15 protein-coding genes are annotated in these 15,433 nt (G+C 36.1%); 9 read left to right on the top strand and 6 right to left on the bottom strand.

Annotated features, from left to right (window positions below; all coding sequences use genetic code 11):
- The first annotated feature begins 53 nt into the window (after positions 1–53).
- The 5 genes from SOLCA_RS21885 to SOLCA_RS21865 all read left to right on the top strand — a co-directional run bounded on the left by SOLCA_RS21885 (position 54) and on the right by SOLCA_RS21865 (position 4,077).
- Positions 54–1,190 (top strand): hypothetical protein, encoded by a 1,137-nt coding sequence (locus SOLCA_RS21885; RefSeq protein WP_014682679.1) that lies wholly within the window; start codon positions 54–56, stop codon positions 1,188–1,190.
- Positions 1,159–1,896 (top strand): hypothetical protein, encoded by a 738-nt coding sequence (locus SOLCA_RS22625; RefSeq protein WP_052308689.1) that lies wholly within the window; start codon positions 1,159–1,161, stop codon positions 1,894–1,896. Before SOLCA_RS21885 ends, SOLCA_RS22625 begins: the two co-directional genes overlap by 32 nt.
- Positions 1,897–2,152: 256 nt before the next feature.
- The gene (locus tag SOLCA_RS21875; RefSeq protein WP_014682677.1) at positions 2,153–3,118 is read left to right on the top strand and encodes an NAD-dependent epimerase/dehydratase family protein; all 966 of its coding nucleotides are present in this window, start codon (positions 2,153–2,155) and stop codon (positions 3,116–3,118) included.
- A 182-nt stretch (positions 3,119–3,300) separates the two neighbouring features.
- Positions 3,301–3,609, top strand: a complete 309-nt coding sequence (locus SOLCA_RS21870; protein ID WP_014682676.1) for a hypothetical protein — start codon at positions 3,301–3,303, stop codon at positions 3,607–3,609.
- A 21-nt stretch (positions 3,610–3,630) separates the two neighbouring features.
- Entirely contained in the window at positions 3,631–4,077 is a 447-nt protein-coding gene (locus tag SOLCA_RS21865) for an ABA4-like family protein (protein WP_014682675.1), read from the top strand.
- 77 nt (positions 4,078–4,154) lie between these two features.
- Here SOLCA_RS21865 and SOLCA_RS21860 read toward each other — a convergent pair whose 3' ends face one another.
- The 3 genes from SOLCA_RS21860 to SOLCA_RS21850 all read right to left on the bottom strand — a co-directional run bounded on the left by SOLCA_RS21860 (position 4,155) and on the right by SOLCA_RS21850 (position 8,150).
- Positions 4,155–5,117 carry a YihY/virulence factor BrkB family protein gene (locus SOLCA_RS21860; RefSeq protein WP_014682674.1) on the bottom strand — a complete coding sequence of 321 codons (963 nt, stop codon included), beginning with the start codon at positions 5,115–5,117 and terminating at the stop codon, positions 4,155–4,157.
- 99 nt (positions 5,118–5,216) lie between these two features.
- Positions 5,217–5,588 carry a DMT family protein gene (locus SOLCA_RS21855; RefSeq protein WP_014682673.1) on the bottom strand — a complete coding sequence of 124 codons (372 nt, stop codon included), beginning with the start codon at positions 5,586–5,588 and terminating at the stop codon, positions 5,217–5,219.
- Between the two features lie 99 nt (positions 5,589–5,687).
- The gene (locus tag SOLCA_RS21850) at positions 5,688–8,150 is read right to left on the bottom strand and encodes a DUF5686 and carboxypeptidase regulatory-like domain-containing protein (RefSeq protein WP_014682672.1); all 2,463 of its coding nucleotides are present in this window, start codon (positions 8,148–8,150) and stop codon (positions 5,688–5,690) included.
- Positions 8,151–8,361: 211 nt separating this feature from the next.
- Here SOLCA_RS21850 and kbl point away from each other — a divergent pair, with 211 nt between their 5' ends.
- Together kbl and SOLCA_RS21840 are read left to right on the top strand one after the other, a co-directional pair.
- Complete coding sequence (gene kbl, locus SOLCA_RS21845) at positions 8,362–9,552, top strand: glycine C-acetyltransferase (RefSeq protein WP_014682671.1); 1,191 nt, start codon at positions 8,362–8,364, stop codon at positions 9,550–9,552.
- Between the two features lie 99 nt (positions 9,553–9,651).
- The gene (locus SOLCA_RS21840) at positions 9,652–10,416 is read left to right on the top strand and encodes an MBL fold metallo-hydrolase (protein WP_014682670.1); all 765 of its coding nucleotides are present in this window, start codon (positions 9,652–9,654) and stop codon (positions 10,414–10,416) included.
- Between the two features lie 94 nt (positions 10,417–10,510).
- On the opposite strand, the gene SOLCA_RS21835 is transcribed toward SOLCA_RS21840, so the two are convergent.
- The 3 genes from SOLCA_RS21835 to SOLCA_RS21825 form a co-directional block, all read right to left on the bottom strand.
- The gene (locus SOLCA_RS21835) at positions 10,511–11,170 is read right to left on the bottom strand and encodes a DUF4412 domain-containing protein (RefSeq protein WP_014682669.1); all 660 of its coding nucleotides are present in this window, start codon (positions 11,168–11,170) and stop codon (positions 10,511–10,513) included.
- Between the two features lie 123 nt (positions 11,171–11,293).
- Complete coding sequence (locus SOLCA_RS21830; protein WP_014682668.1) at positions 11,294–11,893, bottom strand: YceI family protein; 600 nt, start codon at positions 11,891–11,893, stop codon at positions 11,294–11,296.
- A gap of 244 nt (positions 11,894–12,137) precedes the next feature.
- Positions 12,138–12,749, bottom strand: coding sequence for a YceI family protein (locus tag SOLCA_RS21825; protein WP_014682667.1), 612 nt, complete (start codon positions 12,747–12,749; stop codon positions 12,138–12,140).
- A 216-nt stretch (positions 12,750–12,965) separates the two neighbouring features.
- Between SOLCA_RS21825 and SOLCA_RS21820 the strand changes: the two genes are divergently transcribed.
- Together SOLCA_RS21820 and SOLCA_RS21815 are read left to right on the top strand one after the other, a co-directional pair.
- Complete coding sequence (locus SOLCA_RS21820) at positions 12,966–14,795, top strand: sensor histidine kinase (RefSeq protein ID WP_169313296.1); 1,830 nt, start codon at positions 12,966–12,968, stop codon at positions 14,793–14,795.
- Positions 14,785–15,420 carry a response regulator gene (locus SOLCA_RS21815; RefSeq protein WP_014682665.1) on the top strand — a complete coding sequence of 212 codons (636 nt, stop codon included), beginning with the start codon at positions 14,785–14,787 and terminating at the stop codon, positions 15,418–15,420. The genes SOLCA_RS21820 and SOLCA_RS21815 overlap by 11 nt, the downstream gene beginning before the upstream one ends.
- Positions 15,421–15,433 lie beyond the last annotated feature (13 nt).

Raw genomic sequence — 15,433 nt, 5'->3', positions numbered from 1 at the left:
CTTGCTGATATTATGAACAATACAAAACTATCTAATTTTAAACTAACATTAGCATGAAAACCTTCTATCAACTAGCACTCTCCTTATGTTTATTACATATTTCTCCTATCGCAGAGGCTCAGCTTTTGAAAAAACTTAAGGATAAAACCAATGAGCAAATAAATAAAGTAACTGGTGTAAAGTCCGATGAAACAACTACTACAACTGCAAGCGGGCAGAATACCGGAAACTCCTCTTCAACAGGACTTACCAGTGACCAGCTTAAAGATGTGGAAAGTACCATGATTTACCAACTGGCCGAGGGAGAGCGGATCGATTATCGGGAGTCAAGGATTATGATTGGCGCTGGTAATAAGATTTCAGGATTAGTAATTGTTGATAAAAGCGGAGCTCGCTATGTGGTTGAAAACGGCATCAAAAAAGGACCATTCCCTGCAAAAAGCGTCCCATTGGACTTTTTGAAAAAAAATCAGGACGATGAAAATCAGTCGCCTGAAGGATATGACTCAAACGAAATGCTCAACGTCTATCAGAATTATGTAAAGTCCGATGATGACAAAAACTATATCCTATTCAATGGAAAAAAATCCGTTCCGTTTTCATTACTGGAAGCAATGAAAGTTAATCCTCAGAAAACGAAGTATATTGCTCTTATTTCAAACGATATCAGCGACGAGCAGAAAGAAAAATACCTGATCAACCAAGATGGCAAGAAGGTGCTTATATCAAAAAGTGCTCAACTAACCGGACAAATGGTCGTTAGTCCAACGTTCAACGATGCGGCTTTCTGGGGAATGGATATTGGCAACAGCTACGCTGAAGGAACAATCAAAACAGTTTTTGCAACGCTAAACGGAACAACGCAAATAATCTCACCTCAGTTAAATAGTGTTTGGTATGATCCAAATGGACACTTAATCACGGTTAATGACAAGGCGATATTCCTAAATGGCAAAGAGATTAAAGAAAACTCAACCTCAATAAGTTCATCATGGAAAGACATTTGGATTAATGAAAAGGGAACCGCATGGGTGGCGCTTATAAATAATAAACTGATTTTTAGTTCAGGAGAAGCGATTGAAGATGGATTTAATATAAAATCTGTCAATCAAAATGGCAAAACTATTATTAACTGGATTGCAGTATCAAAACAAAGCCATGCAATTATCAGCTATTCTAAATCAATTTAAGCATTTAGGTCTGGCAATTATTCTATGCGTTTTAATAACTAAAGCTACAGCTCAACAGGTAAACTATGAGGCCGAATTTGGTGCAGATTATCAACGAGCTGTACGTTTTTTGGAAAAAAACTCGTGGATTACCGACACACTAGCACGGTACAATGTACCGGCGCAGTTTGCTGTTGCCATTGTTTTTCCTGAGCTGATTCGCTATTCAGTTTTGCGAGACAAGATGGAGATCGGAGGGCTGAAAATACTTTATACTTCCTTTGGACAAGATTATGCCGATTTCTCAATTGGTAATTTCCAAATGAAACCCTCCTTTGCAGAACACCTGATTAAAGATCTGCAAACAACAAAAATGGCAACACGTTTCAATCGGATAATAATTGATTCCAATGAGGAGTCAGGAAGAAAGGCCTTGGTTAACAATCTCGAGTCATTGCAAAGCCAAGTCATGTACCTCATTGCATTCTATTTTATGTGCGAGAAAAAGCATAGTAAGCTAATATGGCATTCAACCGAAGATAAACTTCAATTTTATGCAACCGCTTACAATTGTGGTTACTGGAACACAACTGATTACATCCAAAAGAAAAGTCGGCAGAATTATTTTGAAACCTCCATTTTTGGAGATGCTCCAAAGTATAATTATTCAGCCATTGCTTTACATTTTTTTAGGAAATATAACCTGCTGGCAAAATCATCAAATTAATAAAACAATGTGTCTCTAGTTGTTAAATTGATTACTTCAACTGGCGTTTTCCATGTTCCTAACCCCGTCAATTAAGCTTTCATTAAGCAATTCTGAATTATCATTCACTTTGTCAGAGCTTTTTTCGCAATATAAAACATGCTATTTATCAGATTTTGAAGTAAATAATTTCGCCCAAAACGCTACTTACAAAATGATTTTCATTTACTTCACACGAATAGGCTGAAAGGTTACTTTTGTAATTCCAAACAGTATTATGAAGAAGGAAACCATTGTAGTTATCGGATCTAACGGCCAGATAGGCACAGAGTTAGTTACAAATTTGCGCAACATACACGGAGCTTCGAATGTAGTGGCTTCCGACATTAAGGAACCTGGTTATGATTTTAAAAACGCAGGACCTTTTGAAATATCAGATGTACTGGATAAGGATAACCTGCAGAATATTCTGACTAAGTATAAACCTACTCAGATCTATTTACTTGCAGCCTTGCTTTCCGCTACCGGCGAACAACGCCCGAAACGTGCCTGGGAATTGAACATGGATGGTCTGATCAATATTTTGGACTATGCTTTAGAGTACAAAATTGAGAAAGTATACTGGCCAAGCTCAATCGCTGTTTTCGGCCCTAATTCTCCAAAAAACAACACGCCTCAATACTGCGCAATGGACCCTAATACGGTTTATGGAATCAGTAAATTAGCTGGAGAGCGTTGGTGTGAGTACTACCATCAGAAATATGGTTTGGATGTACGCAGCTTACGTTACCCGGGTTTAATCAGCTGGAAATCTCAGCCAGGCGGAGGTACTACTGATTATGCCGTTCATATTTTCCATGAGGCATTAAAACATGGCTCGTACGAATGTTTTCTTTCAGAAAACACTGAATTGCCAATGATGTACATGGATGATGCAATAAGAGCGACAATTTCTTTAATGGAAGCAGAGTCTGATAAAGTTAAAATTCGTTCTAGCTACAATATTGGGGCAACAAGTTTTACTCCTAAAACATTGGCTGAAGAAATTAAAAAACATATCCCTGACTTTAAAATCACTTACAGTGAAAACGATCCTCGTCAGGCTATCGCTGATTCTTGGCCTAAAAGCATTGACGACAGCCACGCTCGTAATGATTGGGGTTGGAATCACGAATTTGACCTTGCAGAAATGACTGCTGACATGTTTAAAAATCTGAAAGCACATTCGCAGTTAGTAAAATAAATTAATGCGTTATAGTGAACATCGATAATTTTTCGTTATCCGCATCGTTAAATAGCTAATCAATGACCCCTAATATGGGGCCGGTTTTCGAGAGAAACCGGCCCCTTTTTTCTGACTGCTGCTGATGGCCGTTACCGCTTTGAAGCAAGATTTTGTTATTTTGCACCTAAATTGAGTTGCTCATGACATTTGAAGAGTTTTTTAATAAGAAGAAAATTGACCTTGATGCTTTAAAAGCTGCCAGAATTGAACTGTATAATGAACTAAAAAGTCATTACGAACAGATGAGTGAAAAAAGCTATGATCATACTAAGAAATTTTGGTTCAATAAACTACGCTTAGAATTTCCGCTTAAAGAAGAAACAAAACCTAGAATGGAGCCAACCAAAACTGAAGACCCAGTTGTTCCGGAACAAAACAATGCAGTTTCGACGTCTTCAGGAGGGTATAAACCAATGTTCAGACAAAAAACCAACCCTTCCAATCAATAATAAATACCTAAACTAATACGAATGAGTTTATCATCAGTTTTTCAGATCGCCAACGTTCTTGCTTTATTCGGGTGGATCTTATTAATAGCGGTACCCAGGTGGAAACAAACCTCTATCCTTGTTTTCAATTTTATCGTAATCTTACTTTGTCTTGCATACATAGGATTAATTGCCTTTAATATTAAAAACCTAAATTTCAATTCATTTGCAAGTCTTGAATCAGTAGCTGAATTATTCAGCAATAGAAGTATGTTATTAGCAGGATGGTTGCATTACCTGTCGTTTGATTTGGTAATGGGCTTATTGATTACAGAGCATTCATTAAAACATAATGTAGCATCTCAATTGGTTATGTTATGCCTGTTACTCACATTCTTTTTAGGTCCGCTTGGCTTCCTGATTTATTATATAGCTGTCGCCATTAAAGAAAAGAATGTAGCACCACACCTAATTGACATAAAAGAATAATTAAAATCATATAAAGAAAAATGGGGATCAATTGTAATAAATCGATCCCCGTTTTTTTTGAATAGTATTATCAATAATTACTCTGTTTTACTCATATGAGCAATTTCGATTTCTTTTTGCGCTTCTGTTAATTCTACTTCTTTTTTCTCAATCCAAACAGCATAATCATTAGGATGAAGATCACCTCCAAACATCTGCGCATACACCTGGGTAAACTCAGCCCCGAAATAGAGGATAACCGCTGAATAATACACCCACAATAAAGTTAATATTGCCGAGCCTGCAGCTCCATACGCATTGGAAACTGTGCTGTTAGTTAAGTAAACTCCAATCAGGAATTTGCCAATCATAAACAAAACACCGGTAACAATCGCTCCAATACCAATATCTTTCCAGCGTATACGTGCATCCGGTAACACCTTAAAAATAATGGCAAATAAGCCGGAAGTAATTAGAAAGGTGATGAACAAGTTAGCGGAATAGATTAAATACACTTCTCCTTCCGGAAACAATTCAGTTAACCGATGAATAAATGATTCGATTAACCCATTTAAGATTAAGGAAACCATAAGGACAAAACCGAGACTAATGATCATTGAAAATGATATCAGTCGGTTAATAACGATTTTCAGCAACCCTTTTTTCGCTTTGCTTGGTTTGGCTTTTAACCCCCAAATTTGATTAATCGAATCCTGAATCTCATTAAAAACTCCGGTCGCTCCAATAAACAATGTCACAACTCCAATAATGGTGGCAATTGTTGCGTTATGAGTGAGACTTACATTTTTTAATGTCGATTCTATTAACTCCGCTGATCTTGCCCCTACAATACCTTTAATTTGGTCAAAAACAACCCCTTCAGCGGCTTCCTTGCCATAAAAAATATCGCATAAAGAGATGATAATAAGCAACATCGGCGGAAGTGAAAAAATAGTATAATAAGCCAATGATGCGCTTAATTTCATGATCTTGTCTTGCTGAAACTCCAAAAAGGTTTGTTTTAGCAACCGTATTATGTTATGTGTTACCTGCTTAATCATATTAGATAATTACCTGTTGCGGATTACGCGTTACGGGTTTTATACTTGCTGATGAATTATTGGTTACAAATTATTTAATACCTAACACGCAGTTTCCTTCTACCATTTTTTGAAAGCAAAGAAAACAGCCACTATTATTAATACAAAAGCAACAAAGTGGTTCCAGGCTATTTTCTCAGTTTTAAATAATAAAGTAGTAAACAATAAGAATACCGTAATTGAAACCGCTTCCTGAATAACCTTTAGCTGTAATAAATTAAACGGACCTCCATTTTCTTTAAACCCAATCTTATTGGCAGGCACCTGAAACAGGTATTCGAATAAGGCAATTCCCCAACTTATTAATACAATCGTTATCAAACCGAGGCTTTTACTCCACTCCATGTCCTTAAACTTGAGGTGACCATACCACGCAAACGTCATGAATAGATTTGATACCGTTAATAATCCTATTGTTTGTAGTTCCTTCATAATTTATTTAGCATGCAAAAGTGCAGGGGCACAAAGTTATAAAGAGAAAGATAATTAATCTATCCATTTTAACTAATCGCACCTTAATTACTATTAATTTTAAAACGACGTTGATAATCTGAAAGCAGACTCATAGGATTTTCCGTTGATCCACGAAAAGCCAAGTTCGGCACGCAACATTAAACGCTGTAAACCAAAATAAACTTCAGCATAATTCTTTAGACCATCTGTATTCAGGTAGTTAGCGCCTACAACTTCCTCTAAACGAAGCTTTCTAAACAAAGGGATTTTGTTAGTAAAGAAACCTGAGAAATTATGTTCGAGATGACCTTCAATGAAGTAATCATTCGTACTGTATCGGTAATAATCCAGAAAACGGAATACATTGCTGCTGCTACCCTCGTAAAAGGTTAAACGGTTTCCTTTAAAATGCTGGTAATCCATAAACCAGGTTGCTTTATTCGAAACAAACTTACCTCCTCCGGCACTAAATGCAAGGTTTCCCAATAAACCTAAACGGATTCCTGTATCATACACCCGTCCACTTACTAAATCATAACTCACATCCGATTTTAGAATATTTAGGCCCGAGCGATAGTTCAAGGCTAACTTAGGCCATTTGCTCCCAACGTAAAATTTCCCATCGGGACGAGTAATAAACTCTGAGCCAAATGAAATTGTTGCCGATAATGAAAATGTCAGTGCCTGATTTCTTATAAAAGCAGCATTATTGTTAAAACCATAATAAGGATTATTGGCCGTATAGGTAGCGGTTGAGTCACTCCTAAATGAATAGTAATTTGTATTTACTAATGGATTGCGATCTGCATAATCAATACTCGCATTCATCTGTACTCCGTTTGCCACTTCTCTTGAGAATGACATCGTAGCAAATCGTCGTTCGTATAACTTTAAAAAATTATCCTGATAGATCAGTGTATTAACCGTATTGAACAGCGGACTTATTGCTCCTCGATCATTAAAGTCCACTACCTCTGTTCCCACTTTTAATGAAAGTGAACCTATTTTTGTCGGATCAAATCGGTAATAAAAAGAAACATTCCCGTTTAAATGCTGATTACTAAAACCATATCGAACTTCAGGAACAATCGAATAGTTACGGCGATCGCCCAATTCTTTCCTAAAAGACCCTCTTAAAGTAAGATTTACTCCTTCTACAGAGTTAAACTGCAAATTATTGGGCAAGAGTGGCGAAATAGTCCATGTTTGTTTTCTAAAGCGTTGTTTATAAGTATATCCTCCTAAAACCAAAGACATTGGTTTTAGCATGTTGCTTTTTCTGTCGATTGAATCCAGATACGTCTCCGATTTTCGTAAAGTTTCAATACTATCCTTCCTTCTGTAATCAACCACTTCTTCATTTGTTAACGGAACCGGGCGAACTTGTTTCCAATAAAGAGAATCTTTCTGATTAGATTCCTTTGTCACACTTAAAACCTCACCATTAAAAAAGTCCTTTGCAAAAGCAGGATTTAGTTCATAATCACGATAAACAGCAATATAATCTCCTCCAAACTTAAAGCTTAGTATTCCTCCCTTAAAAGTAAATTTCTGAGAAGCAAGCATCCATGCCTCATTGCTGGCAGGAAAATATTGTTGTCGGATGTTGATACTATCCAAAAGTTGAATCTGAGCATCTTTTGTTAATAAAGCATCCACACTATAAAGTCGCCAGCTATCTTCAATGATATAAATAAAGCCCCTAAATACAGGATCGTTTTTTCTGCGGGGTAATACTTCGATTTTATTAATGAGCAAATTGCCGTCGTAAGTTGTTCCAACCAATTTATACCGGTAGTAAAACAATGCATTATCTGCAATTGGAGAAATCAGTCCCCTTGGACTTAACGGTCCTACTTCGACAAGACTCTCGTACATGTTAACAATTAGGTCTGATGCCTGGTTAAAGCTAAATCCATTACTATTTCCGCTAACACGAGAAGAGATCATTTGCTCCCGTACTTTATCAGGTTGCTGAAAATTATATTTTGATTCAGACTCGGAGAGGTAAATAATTCCTCTTCGGTTTGAGTCCAACCCCATTTCTTTTCCGATCTGGTCAACATCTACCCCCAGAAACTTTTTAGGAGCATTCATTAAACGCTGAACACCTTTAATGTACACATTACAAGAAAAGCCTTTCACCTCATTCAGGTATTGCTTGCGTTTTTTTATTGCATTTCTAACAACTTCAAAAGCTGGATCTTCCTGCTTTGAGCTCACATTTACCTCTTTAAGCGAGTAAATCTCTTGCTCCAGTTCAATATCAACAGTAATATTTTGATCTGTTACCGTAATCGTTTTAATTAACTGTTTATAGCCAATAGTTTTAAAAACCACCTGATAGGTTCCCGGGTTGACTTTTAATGTATACATACCTTCAGCATTGGCTGTTACCCCGATGGTCGATTGCTGTATATAAACATTTGCAAAAGGGACAGGTTTACCTGCCTGATCGGTTATTTCACCTGAAATGGTAGCTGCGGTTAATGAGAAAGAGATAAAAGTTAAAACCAGACAGATGTAAAAGCTTAAACGCATCTATTGAAATTTTTGGCGTGAAAATACTGATTTACTAGTAATTATAGATCAGATTCTTTATAAGTAAACACTACTAACGTGTTTATCAGAAATTTCGTCTTGCGGAAGGAAAAATCTATCCTCTTAGCTTTTACTTTTTATCCATCTTTATACTTCTTATCCCTACTGTATTTCTTACTTTTGCGTTACCTCAATAAAAACCTCTTAAATTATGTACGAAACACTTAAGCCAGTTCTTGAAGCAGAGTTGCAGAACATTGAATCTGCAGGATTGTATAAAAGGGAACGCATTATCACCACTCCTCAAGGTGCAGATATTAAAGTTGCAGGCGGAAAAGAAGTAATTAACTTTTGTGCAAATAACTATTTAGGATTATCATCACATCCAAAAGTTGTTGCAGCCGCTAAAGAAGCAATTGATACTCATGGTTACGGAATGAGTAGTGTGCGTTTCATTTGTGGAACTCAGGATATTCACAAGGAACTGGAAAAAAAGATATCGGATTTTTTAGGCACTGAAGATACCATTTTATATGCAGCTGCATTTGATGCTAACGGAGGTGTTTTTGAACCTTTGTTTAACGAGCAGGATGCTATCATTTCTGATGAATTAAACCATGCTTCTATCATTGACGGTGTTCGTTTGTGTAAAGCTGCCCGTTTCCGTTATAAGCACAATGACATGGCAGATCTTGAAGAACAATTAAAAGCATCTCAGGATAAACGTCACCGTATCATTGTGACAGATGGCTCATTTTCAATGGATGGAACTATTGCTCAGTTGGATAAAATTGCTGACTTAGCGGATAAATATAAAGCGCTGATCATGGTGGACGAATGTCATTCATCTGGTTTCTTGGGCAAAACAGGACGTGGCACTCACGAGCACTGTGGCGTAATGGGTCGTATTGATATTATTACCGGCACATTAGGCAAGGCTTTAGGTGGTGCTTCAGGAGGTTTTACATCTGGACGTAAAGAGATTATCGACATGTTACGTCAACGTTCACGCCCTTATTTATTCTCGAATACAGTAGCTCCTAGTATTGTTGGCGCTTCAATCGCTGTATTAGATATGTTAAGTGAAACAACCGAGTTACGCGACAAGCTTGAGAACAATACTAAATATTTCCGTGAGAAAATGACTGCTGCCGGTTTTGATATTAAGCCAGGCGTTCACCCTATTGTTCCGGTAATGTTGTATGATGCTCCTTTAGCCCAGAAATTTGCTGAGAAAATGCTGGAAGAAGGAATTTATGTTATTGGCTTCTATTATCCGGTTGTTCCACAAGGTAAAGCACGCATCCGCGTTCAGATTTCTGCCGGCCACGACATTGAACATTTAGATAAAGCAATTGCCGCATTTACCAAAGTTGGTAATGAATTGGGCGTAATTAAGTAAAATTTGCGAATTTGAAAATGTGTGAATTGGAGAATGGTCAATTCACACATTTTTTAAAGGTTATTCTCAAATTTCCAAATTATCATATTCTCAAATTAGATGAAAGTTTTTCCTCTTCACGAAGGCTCTTTTTCGGTTGACTCTACAAAAAAGTTTATTCCCTTTAATGCAGAAACTGACGATCCTAAAAGCCGTCCAGGTTCTTTATTTATTTATGTGCAACCATTTTTGGTTCAAACGCAGCATGAATTATTACTTATTGATGCCGGATTAGGTGTTCGTGAAGCGAATGGAGAGTTGCAACTTTACAATAACATTCGTAAAGCTGGCTTTCAGCCCGACGATGTTACCAAAGTTCTGATGAGTCACCTACATTATGACCATTCAGGTGGAATGATGTACGAAGAAGATGGAAACTGGAAGTTAAGTTTTCCGCATGCTGATTATTATGTGCAACGTGGAGAAATGGAAACCGGACTTGTAAAACAATCCAATTCCTATAAAGCTCCAGTTTTAGAACATTTATGGCGCACTCCAAATTTGCACCTGGTTGAAGGAAACGGAAAAATTTCTGACGAAATCAGTTTTGAACTAACTGGTGGCCATTGTGAATTTCATCAAGTATTCCTGATTGAAGAAAATGGAGAAAAGGTGTTCTTTGGTGGCGATATTTTGCCGGAACCGGAACAATTGATCCGTAAATTCATAGCCAAATATGATTTTGATGGCCGTAAAGCAATGGAATTACGTGAATATTATGGAAAGTTAGCTGCCGAACAAGACTGGACCTGCTTGTTTTATCACGCAAAAAGTAAAGCTGTAGGTAAGGTAAAGTATGTAGACGGTGCGTTTTCGGTGGTTTAGTTTTTAGACCATAGTCCATGGACAATAGACCATAGATTATTTACCATTATTTAAATGGCTATGGGCTATGGACCATCGACTATGGACTATGAACTCATTCCATTGCCGGTTTATCCATTATCGTATAACCCTCTGTACTGAACATTTCTTCCGGGATATTACCTTTTTGAATATCCTTTATCATTATTGTAGTCTTTGTGCCTTTCTGTTTATCAGTTACAGTTGTTTCAAGAGACGGTCCCTTCATATATTTAGCATAGCGAGCCATATCACCCATCCCTCCACCTTTAGCTCCTTTCATATTGGCAAATACCGATTGAAGATTAAAATCCATATCCTGCGCTATCCACATATCTATAATTGAGTGCTCTGTTTCCGAAATCAACTTTTTACAAATATGACCATCAATGGTTCTAGTTTCATTAGTTTCGGTTATTTTGGGTTTTTCGGCTTCAGCCATTTTAGCCTGCAAATCTTTAATTTTTGACTTGAAACCCATCTTATTGCCATTCATATCCATTAACATCGTCGTTTCTTGTGCATCGTAATCAAAGATTGTACGAACTTTACCTCCCTTCATTTGTTCCGGAGACATTACCGTAGCCATCTTCTTATCTTTATAATAACACATCATTTCGACAGGCTGCTTCATATTATCTCCCGATATCTGCATTTTAAAACTACCGGTAAAAGATTGAGCAACGCTTAGCTGAAAACCCAATAGCATCAGAAAAGCCAGCACTAGTTTTTTCATAAAATAAATCGTTAACTATCTGAATTTACAAATAAATTTATGATTTACAGATAATTAGAAAACTACGGGCATAAAAAAAGCGATCCGATGGATCGCTTTTAATATCTTACTATTTTAGCTGGATTATTTAGCTGCTACTAAAGAGATTTTTAATGTGAATGTATCGTTGATCGCTTTATCTCCCACATTGAAGAAACTTGCTGAACCATAACGAATATCAAATTGAGTACGATCGATAGTTACGTCAGCTGCACCAACTACTGCATTTTTAACTTTTTTAACAGTTGCAGGGAAAGTGATTGGCTTAGTGATACCTTTGATTGTAAGGTTAGCACTAACTTCATATTTATCATTTCCTAAAGCTTTTGAACCTGTGATATCTAATTTAGCAGTTGGAAATTTCTCAGTACCAAAAAAATCATCAGCTTTTAAGTGACCTACTAATTTAGCGTTGTAATCTGCATTAGTGATATCAGAACAAGAGATAGAGTTCATGTCAACAACTAATGAACCTCCTGTTACTGATTTACCATTAAAGCTAATAGTACCATTAGCAAATTTGATAGCACCGCTATGCTCACCTGAAACTTTTTTACCATTCCATGCGATAGTACTTTTAGCAGCATCTACTTTGAATGATTCACCTGCTTTAGTCTCAGGACCTTTAAATGCAAAGAACACGGTTGCTGCAACCAATGTTAAAACTGTAGTTAACTTTTTCATATTTGGTTATATATTTTTCGTTTTGATGATGCAAATATATGTTGAAACATTATATGTTGCAACATATTTATTGTATCGTTTTTGTTACATTTTTAAAAAATGTTAAAATTGAAAAAAATAAGGAGCTTTTAGATTAGATATAAATACAGCACAAATCTAAAATTGTTTCAACAAAACGAAAGGTGCGTATACAAAAAAGAAAAGCAGCCTTTCTGCTGCTTTTCTTTTTTGAATGATTGAAAAACTATCTACGAGCAACCATTTGGGTTACTTCCAGCTCAAAGTCATTATCAATAGCTTTATCTCCTAAGCTATCAAAAAAGCTTGCTGAGCCATATTTAATTTCAAATTGAGTTCTATCTACTTTAAATTTATTGGTAATAATAGCAACGGCCCCACCATTATCTGAAAGGGAAACAAAAGCCGGGAACATCACTTCTTTAGTAATTCCTTTAATCGTTAATTTACCAGTAACTGCGTATTGATTTTTACCTAAGTGCTTAGCTTTAGTAATTTCAAACTTTGCTGTTGGGAATTTTTCTACGGAGAAGAAATCATCCGATTTAAGGTGATTAACCAGTTTAGAATTATAGTTAGGATCTTTTAAATCACTAACAGTAATAGAGGTCATATCAAATTCAAAAGTACCTCCTGCTAATTTTTCATTTTTAAATGTAACATAACCTTCTTTCAATTTTAGGGAGCCAGAGTGGATGCCTGTTACTTTCTTACCGAACCAAACTATATTAGTTTGAGAAGGATCTACCTTGTAAGAAATCTCATCCTTTTTTGCAGGAATAAATGAAAAGCAAAGAAAAGAGATTAATGCGAGCGTTAAAGAGAATATCTTTTTCATGTTTTGTTATTGAGTTTATAGAACGTGTGCAAGTTAAGAAACGCAAAGAATTAGTAAAAATGTATCCAAATCTAAAATTTCTGTTTAACTGATTGATTATTCAACAGATTTATTATTTTTCGCCCATATACTAAAACCGCTACTCTGTTGTCGTTTAATCATTTTTACATGTCGTTGCGGTTTTTAACTCCTCACAAGGGAGCTTTTTTTCTTCTTGTGTCTTTTCTTATTAGTGCATTAGGTGCATATAGTAAGCCTGAATTTCCCAACAATTCATTTTCCTTTTATGAGGACAACACTTTACAAACAACAGCTGAACAAGCGTTAAGCTTATACAAATCTCAAAAGTTTAACTTAACAACTGATCATGAGCTTAATATTGGTTTTACTAAATCGGTTTATTGGCTGGCTTTTAATTATTCTGCAACCGATCAACCGCAATTGATGCAAATAGGAAATAGCCACATTAACAAAATCGATTTCTATTACATATCAGACAATAAACCCGAGTTACAATTTGTAACTGGAGATTATTATAACTTTAACCAGCGTCCAATAGCAACAACAGGCTTTAACTTTCCACTGAAAAAAGAAGGGTTGTATCTTATTCGAATTGATAAACACAATGAATCATTACAACTTTCTTTTAACACAGCAACAACCATTGAAGTGTTGGAAAATGAGAAGTATGATACCGCGGTGATTGCGTTATTTTCAGGCATGATTATCTTGCTTGCTCTATTTGCTTGCTACCTCTCCATCTTATCAAAGAGCAGTTTATATATTCTTTATGCCTTATATGCATGTAGCGGATGGATTTGGGTATTGGCCAATTCAGGACATGGTTTTGAATTCCTATGGCCAAATGCTCCAAATTTCGCTAGTAAAGCACGCCCCATATTCACACTATTACCAATTGCCTTTTCTATTTCTTTTGTTCAACACTATTTGGGTGGCATAAATCAAAAATTTGTGCGTACTACGCTCCATTGGGTGAGAAACATATCGTATGTACTTTCGTTTTTAATTATTTGTGTACCATTACAAATCATGCAAACAACCTCATGGATGGTTATGCTACACTCGCTAACGGTTATTCTGGCTATTTATGTATCCCTAATTCTTTACTTATCAATAAGTCAATCTATCAAAGGAAATAAGCTGGCCCTGTTTTACCTGGTGGCTATCGCCTCTTTACTGATAATGCTAATGCTGTTTATATCTTTTTATTATGGAGATGATAACGCAAACGGAACATTCATCGGGCGTTTTGGACTGGCGGTTGGATACATACTTGAATTAGTTATTCTAATGGCAGGATTGGCTTACCGCTTTAACCGATTTAGGATAGACAAAGAGGAGTTATTGACCGAAATGAACCGAAAGCAAGCTGAAAATACACGCATAATAATGAACGTGCAGGAAACTGAACGTAATCAAATTGCTAATCAATTGCATGATATTGCTGGTTCTCTGTTATCTGCTGCAAAACTAAATTTGTCATCACTTAGGGATAAGAATAATTTTCATTCCGTAGAGGTTAATGAAAAACTTGAAAAAACAGAAGAAGCGGTTAGTTTAGTTTCCGACACGGTTCGAAATCTTAGCCATGCATTAAGTCCTGTTATGCTATCGAAAGTTGGATTTAAAACTTCTATTGAAAAGGTAGTTTCTATTTTTAATGCTTCGGGCAAGATCAATTTTCAGTTAGTTGTTATTGGATTCAATTCGTTCGACAACAACCTAACCAACTATTATACTAATATTTACAGTATTGTTTACGAGCTACTAAATAATATTAGTAAGCATTCTCAAGCAAAAAATGCATTAATTCAGTTAATTGAACATGAAGATAGTTTTTCTTTAATAGCAGAAGATGATGGAATTGGCTTTGATCCGGAAGTTGCTCAAACCAGAAACACTCACGGTCTTTCGGCTATTGTGTCAAAAGTGAATTATTTTGAAGGATATATTGAATTAGAAAAAAACGAACCTTGCGGTTCTATTATTACCATTGACATTCCTAAAAAAGCTTATGCAATATAAAGTTCTGTTAGCCGACGATCACGAGCTTCTGTTAGAAGGAATTAGTTCTATTTTAAAAGATCATAAACATATCAAAGTAATCGCCACCGCTAAAAATGGCTTTGAGGTAATTTCAGGTATTAAAGCTCATGCTCCACACCTAGTTTTACTCGACCTAAATATGCCAGGTTATGATGGAATTCAATGCTTGCAAACCATCAAAAAAGATTTCCCCAGCACTAAAGTGTTGGTATTAACTAATTATCATCAGCCCGAACTTGTTTCAGAAATCAAAAAACTAGGAGGGAATGGGTTCCTTTCTAAAAATTCAAGTTCTTCAGAATTATCATTAGCTATTGAAAAAGTGCTTTCTGGTGAGGAGTATTTTCAGGAAAGGAATAAACCCGAAACAGTTAATGAAAGCTCCGTCTTTTTCGATGATTTTCTAAAAAAATATCAGCTTACCAAAAGAGAAGTCGGCATTATACAGCTCATATGCCAAGGATTAAGCACCAAACAAATTGCCAATCATCTTTTTTTAAGTGAATTTACCATCACAACGCATCGCAGGAATATCTTCAGAAAGCTTGATATAAACAATGTAACGGCCTTGCTTAAATTTGCCCAAAGCAATCAATTAATATAAAATGATTTGATAA

This window comes from Solitalea canadensis DSM 3403 (assembly GCF_000242635.2).
GTDB classification, from domain to species: Bacteria; Bacteroidota; Bacteroidia; order Sphingobacteriales; family Sphingobacteriaceae; genus Solitalea; species Solitalea canadensis.
Note: the sequence above shows the minus strand (reverse complement) of the source record. Positions and strands in the feature narration are given on the sequence as shown.

Excerpts from the sequence above, each read along its gene's own strand:
- kbl (WP_014682671.1), top strand. The coding sequence starts at position 8,362 with ATGTACGAAACACTTAAGCCAGTTCTTGAAGCAGAGTTGCAGAACATT.
- SOLCA_RS21850 (WP_014682672.1), bottom strand. The coding sequence starts at position 8,150 with ATGCGTTTAAGCTTTTACATCTGTCTGGTTTTAACTTTTATCTCTTTC.
- SOLCA_RS21875 (WP_014682677.1), top strand. The coding sequence starts at position 2,153 with ATGAAGAAGGAAACCATTGTAGTTATCGGATCTAACGGCCAGATAGGC.
- SOLCA_RS21885 (WP_014682679.1), top strand. The coding sequence starts at position 54 with ATGAAAACCTTCTATCAACTAGCACTCTCCTTATGTTTATTACATATT.
- SOLCA_RS21825 (WP_014682667.1), bottom strand. The coding sequence starts at position 12,749 with ATGAAAAAGATATTCTCTTTAACGCTCGCATTAATCTCTTTTCTTTGC.
- SOLCA_RS21840 (WP_014682670.1), top strand. The coding sequence starts at position 9,652 with ATGAAAGTTTTTCCTCTTCACGAAGGCTCTTTTTCGGTTGACTCTACA.
- SOLCA_RS22625 (WP_052308689.1), top strand. The coding sequence starts at position 1,159 with ATGCAATTATCAGCTATTCTAAATCAATTTAAGCATTTAGGTCTGGCA.
- SOLCA_RS21835 (WP_014682669.1), bottom strand. The coding sequence starts at position 11,170 with ATGAAAAAACTAGTGCTGGCTTTTCTGATGCTATTGGGTTTTCAGCTA.
- SOLCA_RS21860 (WP_014682674.1), bottom strand. The coding sequence starts at position 5,117 with ATGATTAAGCAGGTAACACATAACATAATACGGTTGCTAAAACAAACC.
- SOLCA_RS21855 (WP_014682673.1), bottom strand. The coding sequence starts at position 5,588 with ATGAAGGAACTACAAACAATAGGATTATTAACGGTATCAAATCTATTC.
- SOLCA_RS21815 (WP_014682665.1), top strand. The coding sequence starts at position 14,785 with ATGCAATATAAAGTTCTGTTAGCCGACGATCACGAGCTTCTGTTAGAA.
- SOLCA_RS21865 (WP_014682675.1), top strand. The coding sequence starts at position 3,631 with ATGAGTTTATCATCAGTTTTTCAGATCGCCAACGTTCTTGCTTTATTC.
- SOLCA_RS21870 (WP_014682676.1), top strand. The coding sequence starts at position 3,301 with ATGACATTTGAAGAGTTTTTTAATAAGAAGAAAATTGACCTTGATGCT.
- SOLCA_RS21830 (WP_014682668.1), bottom strand. The coding sequence starts at position 11,893 with ATGAAAAAGTTAACTACAGTTTTAACATTGGTTGCAGCAACCGTGTTC.